14 protein-coding genes are annotated in these 15,023 nt (G+C 57.3%); 4 read left to right on the top strand and 10 right to left on the bottom strand.

From position 1 onward, the window contains the following. Positions 1 to 139: 139 nt before the first annotated feature. The 8 genes from ACEW72_RS01305 to ACEW72_RS01270 form a co-directional block, all read right to left on the bottom strand. The gene (locus ACEW72_RS01305) at positions 140 to 418 is read right to left on the bottom strand and encodes a hypothetical protein (protein WP_373474573.1); all 279 of its coding nucleotides are present in this window, start codon (positions 416 to 418) and stop codon (positions 140 to 142) included. 40 nt (positions 419 to 458) lie between these two features. Further along, a complete protein-coding gene (locus tag ACEW72_RS01300) occupies positions 459 to 1,712 on the bottom strand; it encodes an N-succinylarginine dihydrolase (protein ID WP_373474572.1) in 1,254 nt (417 codons plus the stop codon). Positions 1,713 to 1,715: 3 nt separating this feature from the next. Further along, complete coding sequence (locus tag ACEW72_RS01295) at positions 1,716 to 2,747, bottom strand: arginine N-succinyltransferase (protein ID WP_373474571.1); 1,032 nt, start codon at positions 2,745 to 2,747, stop codon at positions 1,716 to 1,718. Continuing rightward, complete coding sequence (locus tag ACEW72_RS01290; protein WP_373474570.1) at positions 2,744 to 3,952, bottom strand: hydrolase; 1,209 nt, start codon at positions 3,950 to 3,952, stop codon at positions 2,744 to 2,746. The genes ACEW72_RS01295 and ACEW72_RS01290 overlap by 4 nt, the downstream gene beginning before the upstream one ends. 51 nt (positions 3,953 to 4,003) lie before the next feature. Further along, on the bottom strand, positions 4,004 to 4,828 hold the full coding sequence (gene rsmA, locus ACEW72_RS01285; RefSeq protein ID WP_373474569.1) for a 16S rRNA (adenine(1518)-N(6)/adenine(1519)-N(6))-dimethyltransferase RsmA: 825 nt from the start codon (positions 4,826 to 4,828) through the stop codon (positions 4,004 to 4,006). Next, the gene (gene pdxA / locus ACEW72_RS01280; RefSeq protein ID WP_373474568.1) at positions 4,825 to 5,838 is read right to left on the bottom strand and encodes a 4-hydroxythreonine-4-phosphate dehydrogenase PdxA; all 1,014 of its coding nucleotides are present in this window, start codon (positions 5,836 to 5,838) and stop codon (positions 4,825 to 4,827) included. Before pdxA ends, rsmA begins: the two co-directional genes overlap by 4 nt. Further along, positions 5,838 to 7,178 (bottom strand): peptidylprolyl isomerase, encoded by a 1,341-nt coding sequence (locus ACEW72_RS01275; RefSeq protein ID WP_373474567.1) that lies wholly within the window; start codon positions 7,176 to 7,178, stop codon positions 5,838 to 5,840. The genes pdxA and ACEW72_RS01275 overlap by 1 nt, the downstream gene beginning before the upstream one ends. 102 nt (positions 7,179 to 7,280) lie before the next feature. Beyond that, positions 7,281 to 9,512, bottom strand: coding sequence for an LPS-assembly protein LptD (locus tag ACEW72_RS01270; RefSeq protein ID WP_373474566.1), 2,232 nt, complete (start codon positions 9,510 to 9,512; stop codon positions 7,281 to 7,283). Between the two features lie 179 nt (positions 9,513 to 9,691). On the opposite strand from ACEW72_RS01270, the gene ACEW72_RS01265 reads away from it, so the two are divergent. From ACEW72_RS01265 to ndk, 4 genes are all read left to right on the top strand, one after another. Beyond that, positions 9,692 to 11,149: a leucyl aminopeptidase gene (locus ACEW72_RS01265; protein ID WP_373474565.1), complete on the top strand. Its 1,458-nt coding sequence runs from the start codon at positions 9,692 to 9,694 to the stop codon at positions 11,147 to 11,149. Positions 11,150 to 11,161: 12 nt separating this feature from the next. After that, a complete protein-coding gene (locus ACEW72_RS01260; protein WP_373474564.1) occupies positions 11,162 to 11,599 on the top strand; it encodes a DNA polymerase III subunit chi in 438 nt (145 codons plus the stop codon). A gap of 39 nt (positions 11,600 to 11,638) precedes the next feature. After that, entirely contained in the window at positions 11,639 to 12,163 is a 525-nt protein-coding gene (locus ACEW72_RS01255; protein ID WP_373474563.1) for a hypothetical protein, read from the top strand. Positions 12,164 to 12,278: 115 nt separating this feature from the next. After that, a complete protein-coding gene (gene ndk / locus ACEW72_RS01250) occupies positions 12,279 to 12,701 on the top strand; it encodes a nucleoside-diphosphate kinase (protein ID WP_373474562.1) in 423 nt (140 codons plus the stop codon). Between the two features lie 196 nt (positions 12,702 to 12,897). Here the strand turns inward: ndk and purN are convergent, their stop codons facing one another. Both purN and purM read right to left on the bottom strand, forming a co-directional pair. Beyond that, positions 12,898 to 13,848 (bottom strand): phosphoribosylglycinamide formyltransferase, encoded by a 951-nt coding sequence (gene purN, locus ACEW72_RS01245; RefSeq protein WP_373474561.1) that lies wholly within the window; start codon positions 13,846 to 13,848, stop codon positions 12,898 to 12,900. Beyond that, positions 13,841 to 14,947, bottom strand: coding sequence for a phosphoribosylformylglycinamidine cyclo-ligase (purM, locus tag ACEW72_RS01240; protein WP_373474560.1), 1,107 nt, complete (start codon positions 14,945 to 14,947; stop codon positions 13,841 to 13,843). Before purM ends, purN begins: the two co-directional genes overlap by 8 nt. Positions 14,948 to 15,023 lie beyond the last annotated feature (76 nt).

Genomic DNA, 15,023 nt, shown 5'->3' with positions numbered 1-15,023 from the left:
CGAAGCACTTGCTCTCGCAGCGTAATTTTGGGCCTCACGGTCTGAAATTATCCTAAAAGAACGCGGCCGAACCGGCCGGGCAACAGAAAGGTTACAGCGGCCCCCCGGAGCCGGGCAACAGAATCCGGGGACTTTTCCCTCAGTCGACCCCGAACGCTTTATGCAGTTCGATTGCTTCCAGCATCTTGGCCGCCGCGATAAACACTGCGACGGTGCACAGCCCGAAAAACATATGTCCGACATTGCCGGGATATTGGACCATATAGTCCTTGCCCCGTTCAGCCGCGCCCAGACCGAGCGCGTAGGTGATAAGGAAGACCTCCAATTTGGTCTTGATCGAGAACAGGCGCGCGATTTTTTTCATAGTTAAGTAAATAAACAGCAATGCCCGTGCCAGTTCAGCAATTGCGCGCTTCACAATGGTTAACGCAACGGCCCTTTGTAAAGGATTTCGACGCTCAGCGCAGCTCCGCCAGACCGCACGCATCCAGCACAGCTTCACGGGCCTTACGGACGGTCGAAACCAGGGCAGAATCGCCGAGCTGTTCCGGCGCGATTGTTTCAGGCCAGTGCGCCGCGATAACTTCTGAAATCCGGTCCAGTTTTCCCTCATCGGCCATGAATCGCGGATCGACCGTGGCGGGGTCGCATGCGACGCGCAGCCGCAGACAGGCAGGGCCGCCACCATTGGCCATAGACTGACGCACATCGACGGGAATCAGCGTGCGGATCGGGCCATTACCCGCGACCATTTCGCTTAGCCAACCCCAAACCCGCGTATTTTCCTGCGCCTCGCTGGGCAGGATGAGCGCCATCCCGCCATCGGGCAAGGTGACAAGCTGGGCGTTGAACAGATAGCTTTGGATCGCATCGGCCAGCGACACCCGCGCCGCAGGGACGATCACAATCTCCGCCTCGGGCATCAGCCTTTTAATGTCGGCATAGGTTTCTTGCGGGTTTTCGAACGCCTGTTCATGGGTGAAAAGAACGCGTTCGTTGGCTACGGCAACGACGTCATTGTGGAAGGCACCGGCGGCGATAGCCATTTCCGATTGCTGCACGAACAGCGTTTTTGCAGGGTCCAGCCGGTGCGCGCGGGCAATGGCTTTCGACGATTCGATATGCTGGCGGGCAGGGTAGGGGCCGCCCGCCTTACCGTAGACAAAAATCTCGATTCCCGCTTCGCCATGCGAAGGGCACAGCCGCATGAAATTGGCTGCTCCTTCATCGCCATAGGGGGACGGCACCGGTCCGTGGACGGCGAAATGCTGCTCGTCGGCGAAAGCAAGGCGCAATTGCGCGAGCGTGCCGGTCCATTCGTGGCTGCGGTGCGCCATTGTCAGCAGGTTGGCCGCCGACAGATGGCATTTGCCATCAGCGGTATCGGGGGCAGGCGACACAGTCGCGGCATTGGCCGCCCACATGGCCGAGGCGGAAAAAGCCGCAGCGCGGATGTGTGGCTCGGCGCGTTCCATATCGGTTGCGAGCCCCGCTAGCCATGCAGCGTTGGGCCGGTCGAGTGGCATGAAAAACCCTTGCGGCAAGCCAAGGCGCAAATTGGCGCGCATCTTCTCGACACCCTGCAACGCGGCGGCACGGGGTTCAGAGACCGCGCCTGCATTATTGGCCGAAGCGATATTGCCGAGGCTTAGTCCCGCATAATTATGGCTTGGGCCGATGATGCCATCAAAGTTGATTTCTGAAATTGTCATAAATTACCACCTCGGGACGCAAGTGATTGTATCGCCTACCGAAAGCTTCAATGCCTTGGCACTGACCGGGTCAACCGCAACGCCATCTTCATGATTGTTAACCCAGCCATAGGAGGCAATGAAATCATTAAGCCGTCCGCTGCTCATCAGCATTTTGTCGCCTTCTTTATGCTCACCCAGCGTGTCACTGATTTTCGAAACAACGGTGTCTTTGGCTTCGCGAACACTGCGGATCTGGTCGGTACGGGCGGTCATTGTGGGGCCGCCGTCAAAAATGTCGACGTAACTTTCCCAGGCGAAACCTTCATTTTCCAGCATACGCATCGCAGCGCGGCCTGAAGGGTGCGGCACGCCGATCACTGACTTTGCATTATCAGGCAACATCGCAATATAGACGGGATGCTTGGGCATCAGATCGGCGATGAATTGGTTGCCGAACTTGGCGTTAAATTCGTCCGCTTCCTGAAAGCTCATGCCGAAAAAGCGGCCCGCGACCCCGTCCCAAAAGGGTGATCCGCCCGCTTCGTCAATGACGCCGCGCAGTTCTGCGATGGTCCGGTCGGCAAAGCGCGCTCTATGGTTGCGGATGAAAAGATATCGGCTGCGTGCAATCAACATACCAAGGCCGCCTGCACGCTCGCCGGGATGGAGGAACAGGCCGCCCACTTCGGTCGTCCCTTCCAGATCGGTCGACAGGTTCAATATGTCGGCGCGAAATGTCCGGCCGAGTTCTTCGCTATGCTGCGTCAATGCGCCGATGCGGTAGCTATAAAAGGGCCATTTTTGGCCGACGGTTCCGAAAATCTGGCACGTACCGCGCACTTCACCTGTTTCGGTATTTTGCAGCACAAACACATACAGATCATCGCTGACGCTATCTTCAACCCGGCTGAACCCTGCAACCGAACGCTCCAGCTTTGCCGTCAAAGCCTTGCGGTCGGGCGGCAGGTTGGTGAAACCTCCGCCCGTGCGTTTGGCCATTTCATAGATATGTTGCAAATCGTCCATATTTGCCGGACGGATAATGAAAGTCATAAGGCTCCCTTTTTGGCGATACGCAATATGGTCAAGGCGGACAGGCGCGCGCGTTCGACCAAGCTTTCGGTAATCAGAAATTCGTCGGCGCTGTGAATCGCCCCGCCACGCACACCCATGGTGTCGACCACGGGGATGCCGCAAGCGGCAATGTTATTGCCGTCACACACGCCGCCGCTGGATTTCCACGCGATGGGAAGGCCGAGGTCGGCCCCGCATTGCTTGACCAGATCGAACAGCTTGGCGGCCCCCGCATCAATGGGCTTGGGCGGGCGGCCGAAGCTGCCGTGCAGATGGGCGCTGACGTCATGCTCCCGCTCGATATCGGCAATCAGCGTACGGAGCGCGATATCGGTCTCCTCCACAATCTGCGGCGTCATGGGCCGGAAATTCACGCGCAATATGGCGTGGTCGGGTACGACGTTATTGGGGCTGCCCCCCTCGATCCGCGCCGGATTCACGTTGAGGCCGGGCCGGGTTAGGGCCTTCAACCGCAAGGCGAGATCGGCGGCGGCGAGCAGGGCGTTGCGGCCATCCTCGGGGTTGCGTCCGGCATGGGCGCTTTTGCCGGTAAATATGATCGAGAAATTACCGCTGCCGCCGCGTTCACCGGCCAAGGTCCCGTCGGGCAGGGCTGGTTCATAGGTCAGCGCCGCAGTCTTACCCTTGGCAAGTGCGGCAATCAAGGAAGCGGAAGAAGGGGACCCGACTTCCTCATCGCTGTTGATCATCACCTGATAGCCGATGTCCGCAAATTCAGGCGCCGTTTCGGCGGCGACTAGGGCCGCCAGCATAACGGCAATGCCGCCTTTCATGTCTGCGACGCCGGGTCCGTTCAGCACGCCGTCGTCCAACCAGCGCTGGTCCTGAAAACTGTGGTCGGCGGGGAATACCGTGTCCATATGTCCGGTAAATAGCAATTGCACCGGCGCTTCGGGCCGGACTGTCACGACCAGATGGCGGCCGTGCTCCACCATTTCGATGACACCGTCGGCACGTACTTTTTCGACTGGTGCCGGCTCTTGAAGCTCGGTGCTTCCTGGGAGAACGGCAAAGGCATCGGCCAGCATGTCGGCGGTCGCCTTCAATCCCGCGAGATTGCCGGATCCGCTATTTATGGCGGCCCATTGCTGCACCTGTGCCAGCATCGGATCATGCATGATCTTTTCAAGCACGGCGCATTCGGATGAAGGCAGATTTTGCATCCATCGCCTTTAGCCGCGCACAATGCGAAGCGCCACCCCTAGCGAAATAGCCTACCCCAGATGCCGCGCCAGTTCGCACCATTCGGGGATCGTCACCGTTTCCGGCCGCCGGTCCGCCGCAATACCAGCCTTTTCCAGAGCATCCAGCGCGCCCGGAACAGCCTTCAGGCTTTGCCGCAGCATTTTGCGCCGCTGGCCGAAGGCGGCACCGGTCAGTTTTTCCAGTACTGTCATTTTGACCCCCTCGGGCGCATCACCGGGGGTGATATGCACAACGGCTGACATCACCTTTGGCGGGGGCGTAAAGGCGGAGCGGTGGACGGGCATCGCAATTTTTGCCTGCGAGCGCCACTGCGCTAATATGGCGAGCCGTCCATAGGCATCGCTTGCCGGAGGCGCGACGATGCGGTCGGCCACTTCTCGCTGGAACATCAGGGTCAGCGATTGCCATTCCGGCGGCCACGCGTCGCCACCGAGCCAGCCGACGGCGAGCGCGGTGCCTACGTTATAGGGCAGATTGGACAGGATGTGGAACGGACCGCCGATTTCCTTGGCTGGATCAATTTTCAGGGCATCGCCTTCGATCACCCGCAATTGTCCAGGAAAGGCTTCCGACAATTCGGCGAGCGCGGGCACGCAGCGGTGATCACGCTCGACCGCCAGTACATTTGCCCCTGCGCGCAACAGGGCCCGGGTTAGTCCTCCGGGGCCGGGGCCAACTTCATAGACATTCTGGCCTTCGAGCGAACCGGGTATAGCGGCAATGCGATCGAGCAACTGTTCATCGAACAGAAAATTCTGCCCCAGCGCCTTGCTGGCGGACAGGCCGTGGCGGGTGATAACTTCCCGAAGCGGGGGCAATGTGGGCAGGGTCATACCGCGTCTGCGGCTTGGCGATTCAGCGCCGCCATTTCCGCCATCTTGATAGCAGCGATCATCGAATTTGGCATGGCGATATTCTGGCCAGCGATGCCAAAGGCGGTACCGTGATCGGGCGATGTACGTACCACAGGCAGGCCCAGCGTTATATTGACGGCATCATGAAAATATAGCGTTTTCAATGGGATCAATGCCTGATCATGATAAGCGCACAAGGCGGCATCATAATGCGAGCGCGCCTCGGCATGGAACATCGTGTCGGCGGATAATGGGCCGACAACGTCAAACCCTTCGCTGCGTATTTGCGCTATGGCCGGTTCGAAAATGTCAATTTCCTCGCGGCCCATATTGCCCGATTCGCCTGCATGGGGGTTGAAACCGGCAACGGCCAAACGCGGATTTTCGATCCCGAAATTGCGCTGTAGCCCCTTGGCGGTGGCGCGCAGCCGCTGGCGGATCAGGCGCCCGTCCAGTTTGGACGCCACCGAAGCGAGTGGGATATGGGTCGTCATTGGCACGACGCGCAAGTCTGGCCCGGCGAGCATCATCACGGCGTTATTCTTGGACACACCGCAGCGTTCGGCGATGAACTCGGTTTGGCCCGGATGGGTGAAGCCCACGGCGTAAAGCTGGGTTTTTGAAACGGGACCGGTGACCAATGCGGCCGCGCTGCCTGCGCGTGCGAAGCCGATAGCCATTTCCAACGCCTGATAGGCGCAATGTGCGCCGTCCAGATCGGGCTCGCCCGGTATAATTGAGATACAAGTGTGCACCTCGATAACGGGAAGGGCCGAATCAAAATGCGCGAAGCTGTCGGCGGGGTCGCCGATTTTGACGACCGGCCCGTCCCAGTGCGGCGCAAAGCAGCCGACATCGCCAATGGCGAAAAAAGGCGGAAGGTTGGCGCTTTTGCGTGCCTCCCATGCCTTGCCGATAATTTCAGGTCCTATACCCGCCGGGTCGCCGACCGAAATCGCCAACGGCAAATCAAGTCGCCGTGGCGGCATCAGTTATATTCGATGACTGCGTCGCGGCGAAGGTCACGCAGATAGATTCGTGCCCGTTTGTTGACCCGTTCTTCCTCAAGTCGGGACATGATTTCATCGAAGGATTCCGAGGCCGCTTCTTGCGGGGCATCGCGTCCACACATGACGAACACGCGGACGCCATCTTCAAGCGAGCCATAAGGTGGTGTCGATTGCCCAATTTGCAATTCCAGCATAACCTGCTGGAGAGGAGCGGGCAAGTCACGGACTTTGATGCCATCGCGATTGACGACATCGGCACCTAATTTTCGGGCCATCTCGTCAGCGACGCCGCATCCGGAAATATTCCGTGTTTCTTCGCTGAATTGTTTTACCAAAGGTGTAACGTCGGCTTCTTTCGTGCCCGCCGGAAAGTTGATTGCGATTTGCTTAAGACTAAGCACCGAATCGCGAGGGTCGGATGTTGCGACCTGACGCTTGTCGATCAGCAATAATATCGAAATTCCGCCGGGCGACCCGACAGCCCGGACCTCGTTGGTGCCCAATTCGGTTGCCGCAGAGGCAAGAGTAGCTGGCAATTGCGCGAGTGACAACCAACCAAGGTCCCCCCCGACTGACGCGGTCGATGCTTCTGAAAACTGACGGGCGTAGGCGACGAAATTGCCGCCTTGCCGCAGTTGATCGATGATCTTTTTTGCGTTCTCGGTGACTGCGTCCATTGTTTCGGGCGTGGCCGAAAGATAGATTTCACCCAATCGATATTCGGTTGTACCTTTGGTTGACTTGATCCGTTCGATAATCGCGTTAACTTCATCATCACTGACGTTGGCTGACGGACGCACATTGCGCGATAACAGGCGGCTCCATGATAATTCGCCTTTAATCTGGCGTTTCAAAGTGGCGACAGATGATCCAATGGAAATCAGATATTGTTCGACTTCATTGGCGGGACGATTGAAATTTTGCTGCGCCACACGGTTGAAATACTGGTTTACCTCACCTTCGGAAACCTCGATTTCGTTCGCTGCGGCTTCTTGTATTTGCAATGTCTCATCGATCAGATTCGTCAAGATTTGTGCGCGGAAACGTGCAACTTCTTCGGGCGGCAACTGGTTGTTGTTAGCCGCGACAATCAATGCAAGCCGGTGATCGATATCGGTCCCGGTGATGATTTCTCCATTTACCTGGGCCGTTGCACGACGGACATTCGGGTCATTTTTGCCAAATAATGTCTGGCCATCCGGGATATCAAGACGGGCCTCCGGCGTGCCGTCGTCTGCGACCGTTTGCGCGAGTGTTGGCGTCAATGCTGAGGCAGTAACAAGCAAAGCAGCAACGGAAAGGCGCTTGGAAAACTTCATCGATGTCAATCCAGTACTATATCAAAACAAGATTGGGAAATAGCCAGAGCCTGCTGAACCGCAGATGAGCAATATCGGACCTGACCCCCAAGTCACAGGGCTTTACACACCCAGATTGCGAAATGCCAGCCGGAACAGGAAACTGTTGCCCCGCCGCGCATCGCCGGTTGGCTGATAATCGCGACGCCACGTGAGGCTAAGAGACAGGCAGTCGTCGTCATACGCAACGCCAAGGCGGTGGCGGATAGGATCAAAGCCGTCTGCAAGGGTCGTGGAGTCTTCCGTCGTGTCGGTCAGATCGATAATCGTTGATCCGAAAACAGACCAGTATCGGGCCACCCGAACGCGCCCCGCCAATCGGATTTCTTCACGGTCAGAGAGGTCTTCAATAGTAGGCCCGATGTTGCGGTTTAACTTAAGGTAACCCGCCTGCACATAAGTGCCACGAGAACCTATGGTCGCGTCGACTTCGTTTCTGCGAATTGCTAAATTATCTTTATCAAGCCGAAAGCGGTGGGTCAGCTTGACAATGTCTTTGAAGCGGAATTCACTTCGGCCGACGATATCGGAGACTTTATCCGAAAGCCCGGTTCCGTCCGGGAAAATAGAGGCGCGGTTCGATAAACGATAGCTTTGGCCGATATTTATATCCGCAGTGAAGGTCTTTTTACGGAGCGCCCAATCGAAGCCATAAGTCACGCGATAGTCATCTTCGAACCGGTCATAACCCGGAAACCGGTTCAGCGCGAACAGGTTGCTGTCTTCCAGCTCAACCGCCCGCGAATCTTCGTTGGGAATTTTCAGATTTTTGACCGAGGGTGCGGCGACCACTTGGACGCGCGGTGTGAAAATTTGCGCTCCGCCAAATGCCTTGCCAACGAAAGGCCATTTGATATCGGCCGCACCGGCAAAGATGGCGCGCCCTTGCCAGCCACTTTCACCGCGATAAATAAGTGTAGCGGTGCTGGCATTCTCGTCACTGTGGTAAACATCTCCGCGTGCGAGCGCCGTAAACGTTATTTCCTGCCCTAGACCGGTTAACTTACGCAAATCCCATTTTACCGAACCGAAAGCGCGTTGTGTGTCCTGCCCTTCGGTGCGGCCGATCGCCAGGCTATTCGCCTGAATATTGATTTTGCCACCAAGCAGAGAATCGTTAATCCGACGGCGATAATCAATTTCAGGCAACGCAATCGGGGAGAGACCTTGATTGTCGCCGGTTCGCAATGTTTGAACGGCCCAACCGGAAAGCGAGAAATAGCTATCGCTGTCAATTCGTTCCGCCGCAAAAGTAGACCGTAGCCGGTCATCGCGGCTGATGTCATAGCGGCGTAGAAATGTCCGGTCGGACGCCCGCCGGACCGATGCAGAAATTGACCAGTTGGGATTAAGCTGGAACCTGCCCGAACCTTCTACATATCCGCGAAAGACATTGTTACCGGTCGGTATTACCGCCCCACTGGTATCGATCCGGTTGCTGTAAGTACCGTAAACAGAAACTTCGAAAGCGCCCTTTTTTTCCAGCGAGCGCAACTTGACTTGCCCGAGCGGGGCGGCGTCGGAAAAGGCAGTAATGGATCCTGTTAAATCCCGGCTTTGGGATATGCGCCAATAATAGGATTGTTCGACTTCCAAACCATTGTTGCGCGAAAACCCTATGCTGGGCACCAGAAAGCCGCTTCCGGCTTTTGTGTCCACGGGGTGCGACAAGAGGGGCAAAGGCAATATCGGCAATCCGAATAGCTCGATCCGTGCACCTTCATATTCGACGCGTTTTTTGGCAGGGTCGTAAACGACCTTAACCGCTTTGACTTGCCAGCTTGGTTCTTTGGGGCAGCCGTCGGGTCTTTGCACTTTGCAAGCGGTATAGGCTGCATAATCCAGCGAATAGACGCCATCCTTGCGCGCGCCTTGCTTTGCGGCAAGTCGGCTTTCGTCGGCCAGAACGACCAGCAAATTGTCAACGACGCCGTCTTTCAAGCTATCGGTGACTAAGATCTTGTCCCCATAAGCAACGTCGCCTTCAGGGCCGATCGACCGGATATTGCCCTCTGCCGTTACTTCGCCGGAATTGCGGTTCCAGATGACGGTATCTGCACGCAGCGTGTAACCGTCTCGATTTACCAAAACATCGCCTGTTGCCGTTACTACTTCGGTGTTCGAATCATATACAACCGAAGTGGCAGAAAATCCGATTACTTCATCCAAGGCAGATTTTTTTGCAGCATCAGCTTCGTTTTGCGCTGATGCTACCGAAGGCGCAGTGGTGCCGCCTAACAGCAAAAGTGCCAAAAAAAGCTGGAAAGAGGATGGCCGAAGGGCGGGGATAATCATATAAACCGGCACGTCCTTTATCGCCGCTCAAAGCTCAGGTCCACCCATCTTGAGCCCGATGACTGTATATGCGGTTAACGGGGCGCAAACCAAGCATATCTTTTGCTTTAATAGCGCGCACAATTGGGCCTATAGAAACTACTATATCATAACGCACAGCGGAAAGGCTGACCATTTTCATGAAGATTGAATTCGCCGCAACACGACCAGAAGCAGCAGATGTACTTGCGTTCATTGTCACCAAAAGCAGTTTTGAAGGTTTTGCATTCCCGCTCGAAAATGCACAAATGGTGCACGAAACGGCAAAACTCGCCCGGTTCAAGGGTGACGCCGGGCAAAATTTTCTGCTGATCGCAAGCGAAGCTGGCAAGCTCGTTCGGATTGTATTGCTGGGCGTGGCCGAAGGCGATGCAGGTGATTATCAAAAAGCGGGCGGTGAAATTATCGCCAAGGTTCAGACCTCCGGTGCAAAACACATTGCCATTCATGGCGAAAATTTGTCGGCAAAAGCTGCAGTCGAAGCGGCCTATGGCGCGGCTCTGCGTAATTGGCGGATGGATAAATATCGTACCAAGTTACCCGAAACATCGCGGCCATCGGTTGATGTGCTGACCGTGACTGGTGCAGCTGCGGATGCCGCCGGACTTTGGGCGAATTATCAGGCGGTCGCCGATGGCGTGGCGCTAACCCGGGAACTGGTTACCGAGCCTGCCAACATCATCTACCCTGAAAGCTTCGTCGAACGCTGCAAGCATCTTGCTGAACTTGGCATCGAAATCACTGTGCTTGACGACAAGCAGATGGCCGAACTCGGCATGGGCGCGCTTTTGGGCGTGGCGCAAGGCTCGCGGCGTCCCGCACGGCTGCTGGCGATGAAGTGGGACGGCACCGGCGGCAAGCAGGAACGTCCCGTAGCCTTTGTCGGCAAGGGCGTGACTTTCGACACCGGCGGCATTTCGATCAAGCCAGCTGCTGGTATGGAAGATATGAAGTGGGATATGGGCGGCGCGGGCGCGGTTGCGGGCGTGATGAAGGCGCTCGCCGGACGCAAGGCGAAGGCCCATGTGGTTGGCATTTGCGGCCTTGTCGAGAATATGCCCGACGGAAATGCACAGCGGCCCGGCGACATCGTCACCTCCATGTCCGGGCAGACGATCGAAGTGATCAACACCGATGCCGAAGGCCGTCTGGTCCTCTGCGATGCGCTGCATTGGACGCAGGAAACCTATAATCCCGAATATATCGTCGATCTGGCCACCCTGACAGGTGCGATCATCGTTTCTCTGGGCAGCGAATATGCCGGTCTGTTCACCAACGACGATGGACTTGCCGACAAGCTGACTGCGGCAGGCAAGGCCTCGGGCGACCCGCTCTGGCGCTTCCCGTTGTCCAAGGCCTATGACAAGATGATCGATAGCCCCATTGCAGATATGAAGAATATCGGCGGCAAGGGTGCAGGTTCGATAACCGCTGCGCAGTTCCTGCAGCGCTTTATCAAGGATGGCGTGAAATGGGCGCATCTCGACATCGCCGGTACGGTCTGGGCGGATAAGCCCGGCGCTGTCTGGGACAAGGGTGCGACCGGTTTCGGCGTGCGCTTACTCGACCGCCTTGTGGCCGATAATTTCGAAGGCTGATGCCAAAAGGCGATGCAACTCGACTTTTACCAGCTGACCCGCGACCCCGCCGAAAAGGTGATTCCCGTTCTCGCCCAGCGCGTGCTGGACGGGGGCGGGCGGATGCTGGTCGTCAGCGGGGAGGGGGATCAGCTGGATCGGCTCTCGACTGCGCTATGGAATGCCAAGCCCGATAGCTTCCTCGCCCATGCCAAGGCAGGCGAGGGGGAAGATGGGTTGCAGCCGATATTGCTGTCGGCGTCGGTGGAGGCGGCTAATGGCGCGCGTTTCGTTGCGCTGGCCGATGGCGAATGGCGGGATGAGGCCTTGGGTTTTGAACGCATTTTCTATCTATTCCCGCCCAGCCACACGGAAAATGCCCGCACCGCCTGGCGCGCCCTTGCCAACCGGGACGATGTCGAGCGCCGCTATTGGAAACAGGATGGCGGCAAATGGGTGCAAGGGCCTTGAATCTGTGATAGGCAAACCTGCTTTTTCAGGAGGAAGAACATGCGACACTTTATCCCTTTTGCCGCTTTATTGGTGCTGACCGCATGCGGTAGCAACGACGGAACGACCACCGTGACCACCTCAGATGGCGATGAAGTCAAGATTAAGTCGGATACAGATGGCAATTCGGAAAGTGGCACGATCACCTTTGAAGGCAAGGATGGTGAAGGCAAAATCACATTTGGCGACGCGGCCGCAAAAGAAGGTTTGCCTTTGGGTTTGCCGGTATATCCCGGTGGTGAAGTCAAAGGCGCTTTCATGGGGGGCAGTGACAAAGATGGTTCGGCTGGCGGAATGGCCACGGTCATCACCAAAGATACCCCTGCCAAAATTGTCGCTTTCTATAAAAACGAGGCGGAAAAGCGTGGTATGAAGATTGAATCGCAGGCAACGTCGTCTTCTTCGACTTCGAATATGGTAAGCTTTACCGCCAAAGGGGGCAATGACAGTTCGGTAATTGTAACCGCTACGCCAAATGAAGATGGCGGCACCGCCGCAGTTATTATTGGTGGCGAAAAGAAATAGATTTTCGGCCTTTGTCCTAACCCTGTTCAGTAGCAATCACCGCGCTTGCCACTTTGCACCGCAACGGCTAGAGGCGCGCCAGTTTTTCACCTAAAAATTATCAGGAGCATCTCCCATGGCGGCCACCCGCACCTTTTCGATCATCAAGCCAGACGCAACCCGCCGTAACCTGACCGGTGCGGTCACCAAGATGCTGGAAGAAGCCGGCCTGCGCGTCGTTGCCTCCAAGCGCATCCACATGAGCCGCGAACAGGCCGAAGGCTTCTACGCCGTGCACAAGGAACGCCCTTTCTTCGGCGAATTGGTTGAATTCATGATCAGCGGCCCAGTTGTTGTCCAGGTCCTCGAAGGCGAAGACGCGATGCAGCGCAACCGCGACATCATGGGCGCGACCAATCCTGCGAACGCAGAACCCGGCACGATACGCAAGGAACTGGCCGAAAGCATCGAAGCGAACAGCGTCCACGGTTCGGACAGCGATGAGAATGCAGCGATTGAGATCGCTTACTTCTTCAAGCCCGAAGAGATTGTTGGGTAAGTAAACTTCCCTCTCCCATCGGGAGAGGGTTGCGAAAGCTTGGCAACGTGTTGCCTAGCTGTAGCTGGGTGAGGGGATCAGCCCCATCGACAGGGCACAACCCCTCACCAACTGCGCCTAATTCGCTACGCTCATAAGTCTGCGTATCCTCTCCCAATGGGAGAGGGGTGACGATGAAGCGTGGGGTTAGATTTACCTAAAACTCCCCCGCCACATCCATCAACTTCGTCAACTTCTTCGGCGCAACCGCGCGCCAGCTTTTGGCGAGCCACTCGCCGATATGGTCCCAATCGGTGTCGCCCAGATCCAGCCGGATGCCGATCCAGCCTTCGCCGAAATAGGGGGGACGGTAATAGCGGTCGTCGTCGCTGTCGATCAACATTGCCTGTTCTTCCGCACCGCTGATTTTCACCAATAACGCGGTCTTTCCGTCGCCATGATGGTCGACCGAGACATAAGCGAATTTCTTGCCGCCGATGATGCCGAAACAGGGCATGCCGTGGGAGGAAACTTCGTCCGCCTCCGGTTGCGCAAGCGCGCGTTCGCGGACCTGTGCCACCAGCCATTCGGGGTCGGTCTCGCGGGACACATAAGCGGCGAGTGTTCGGCTGTAGAGTTGATGTTCGGCAAACAGGACGCGGGCCGCAAGCGTATCGGCCGTGTCATCGGGCCAAATTGCTACTTCGGTCTGGCCCAAAACGGGTCCGCCATCCAGCTCCGCCGTTACCAGATGCACGCTGCATCCAGCCACTTTATCGCCTGCATCGAGCGCCCGTTGATGGGTGTGCAGCCCCTGATATTTGGGGAGAAGCGACGGGTGGATATTCAACATCCGGCCTTCCCATTGCTGCACAAAAGTCTCGCTCAATATTCGCATATATCCGGCCAGTGCGACATGGGTCGCACCCGATTCCAGTATCCGCGCGTGCATTATGGCCTCGTGCGCCGCCCGGTCCATGCCCTTGTGCGCGTGGGCAAAGGTCGCAATGCCTTCGCCCTGCGCCAGTTTTAACCCTTTGGCGTCTGGGTTGTTGCCGGCGACCAGGACGATTTCATAGGGGCAGTCCGGATGCTTGGCGGCGTAGAGCAAAGCGGCCATATTGGTGCCGCTGCCCGAGATCAGGATGGCGACCCGGGCCTTAGCCATGGTGCGTCGCGGTCCAATCACTCTTGGCGCTCCACGTCTCGGCGCTGCCTTTGACTGTGCAGCCCTTTTCACCCGCCGCGATATGGCCGATGCGATAGGCTGTTTCCCCGGCGGCTTCCATCGCCGCCATGACATCGACGACATCCGCACCCGCGACCACGACGGCCATGCCGATGCCGCAGTTGAACGTGCGTGCCATTTCTTCGGGCTCGATATGTCCCTGTGCCTGCAAAAAGGCCATGAGCCGCGGCTGGGTCCATGCGTCCGCGTCGATATGCGCGTGCAGGCCAGCGGGCAGGATGCGGGGGATATTCTCCAATAGGCCGCCACCGGTGATGTGCGCCATGGCGTTCACCTTGCCCGTGCGAACCAGCGGCAGCAGCGATTTTACGTAAATGCGTGTCGGTGCCATCAGCGCGTCGATCAGCAGGACATTCTGGTCAAAAAGGGCAGGTCGGTCGAGTTTCCAGCCCTTGTCGGCGGCAAGGCGGCGCACCAGCGAAAAGCCGTTGCTGTGTACGCCCGACGATGCGAGACCGAGGATGACGTCGCCATCGGCAACCTTGTCGGCGGTCAACACCTGATCGCGTTCCACCGCACCGACGCAGAAACCGGCAAGGTCATAATCGCCATCGCTATACATGCCCGGCATTTCGGCGGTCTCGCCGCCGATGAGCGCGCAGCCCGCCTGTTTGCAGCCTTCGGCTATGCTGGCGACGACTGCGGTTGCCACATCATTGTCGAGTTTGCCGGTGGCGTAATAATCAAGGAAGAAAAGCGGCTCTGCGCCTTGCACGATCAGGTCGTTGACGCACATCGCGACGAGATCGATCCCGACGCCTTCATGGCGGCCCGATTCGATGGCGAGTTTCAGCTTCGTGCCCACACCGTCATTCGCGGCCACCAGCAGGGGATCGTTAAATCCTGCTGCCTTCAGGTCGAAAAAGCCGCCAAATCCGCCCAGATCGGCGTCAGCACCCGCCCGGCGTGTGGCCTTGGCCAGCGGCGCAATGGCGCGCACCAGTGCGTTGCCTGTTTCGATGGATACACCCGCCTTGGCATAGGTGTAGGATTCGGATTGCTGATCTTTTGCGTCCATTTGTCGCCGTTAGCGAGAACAGGGTTGGAATTCCACGTCTATGTCGCCTAAAGGCAGGGTGATGTTAAAAATGGGC

It is taken from the genome of Sphingorhabdus sp. (assembly GCF_041737645.1).
GTDB lineage: Bacteria > Pseudomonadota > Alphaproteobacteria > Sphingomonadales > Sphingomonadaceae > Sphingorhabdus_B.
This window is presented reverse-complemented; position numbering and strand designations above follow the sequence as displayed.

Excerpts from the sequence above, each read along its gene's own strand:
- ACEW72_RS01300 (WP_373474572.1), bottom strand. The coding sequence starts at position 1,712 with ATGACAATTTCAGAAATCAACTTTGATGGCATCATCGGCCCAAGCCAT.
- ACEW72_RS01295 (WP_373474571.1), bottom strand. The coding sequence starts at position 2,747 with ATGACTTTCATTATCCGTCCGGCAAATATGGACGATTTGCAACATATC.
- ACEW72_RS01290 (WP_373474570.1), bottom strand. The coding sequence starts at position 3,952 with ATGCAAAATCTGCCTTCATCCGAATGCGCCGTGCTTGAAAAGATCATG.
- rsmA (WP_373474569.1), bottom strand. The coding sequence starts at position 4,828 with ATGACCCTGCCCACATTGCCCCCGCTTCGGGAAGTTATCACCCGCCAC.
- pdxA (WP_373474568.1), bottom strand. The coding sequence starts at position 5,838 with ATGCCGCCACGGCGACTTGATTTGCCGTTGGCGATTTCGGTCGGCGAC.
- ACEW72_RS01275 (WP_373474567.1), bottom strand. The coding sequence starts at position 7,178 with ATGAAGTTTTCCAAGCGCCTTTCCGTTGCTGCTTTGCTTGTTACTGCC.
- ACEW72_RS01270 (WP_373474566.1), bottom strand. The coding sequence starts at position 9,512 with ATGATTATCCCCGCCCTTCGGCCATCCTCTTTCCAGCTTTTTTTGGCA.
- ACEW72_RS01265 (WP_373474565.1), top strand. The coding sequence starts at position 9,692 with ATGAAGATTGAATTCGCCGCAACACGACCAGAAGCAGCAGATGTACTT.
- ACEW72_RS01260 (WP_373474564.1), top strand. The coding sequence starts at position 11,162 with ATGCAACTCGACTTTTACCAGCTGACCCGCGACCCCGCCGAAAAGGTG.
- ACEW72_RS01255 (WP_373474563.1), top strand. The coding sequence starts at position 11,639 with ATGCGACACTTTATCCCTTTTGCCGCTTTATTGGTGCTGACCGCATGC.
- ndk (WP_373474562.1), top strand. The coding sequence starts at position 12,279 with ATGGCGGCCACCCGCACCTTTTCGATCATCAAGCCAGACGCAACCCGC.
- purN (WP_373474561.1), bottom strand. The coding sequence starts at position 13,848 with ATGGCTAAGGCCCGGGTCGCCATCCTGATCTCGGGCAGCGGCACCAAT.
- purM (WP_373474560.1), bottom strand. The coding sequence starts at position 14,947 with ATGGACGCAAAAGATCAGCAATCCGAATCCTACACCTATGCCAAGGCG.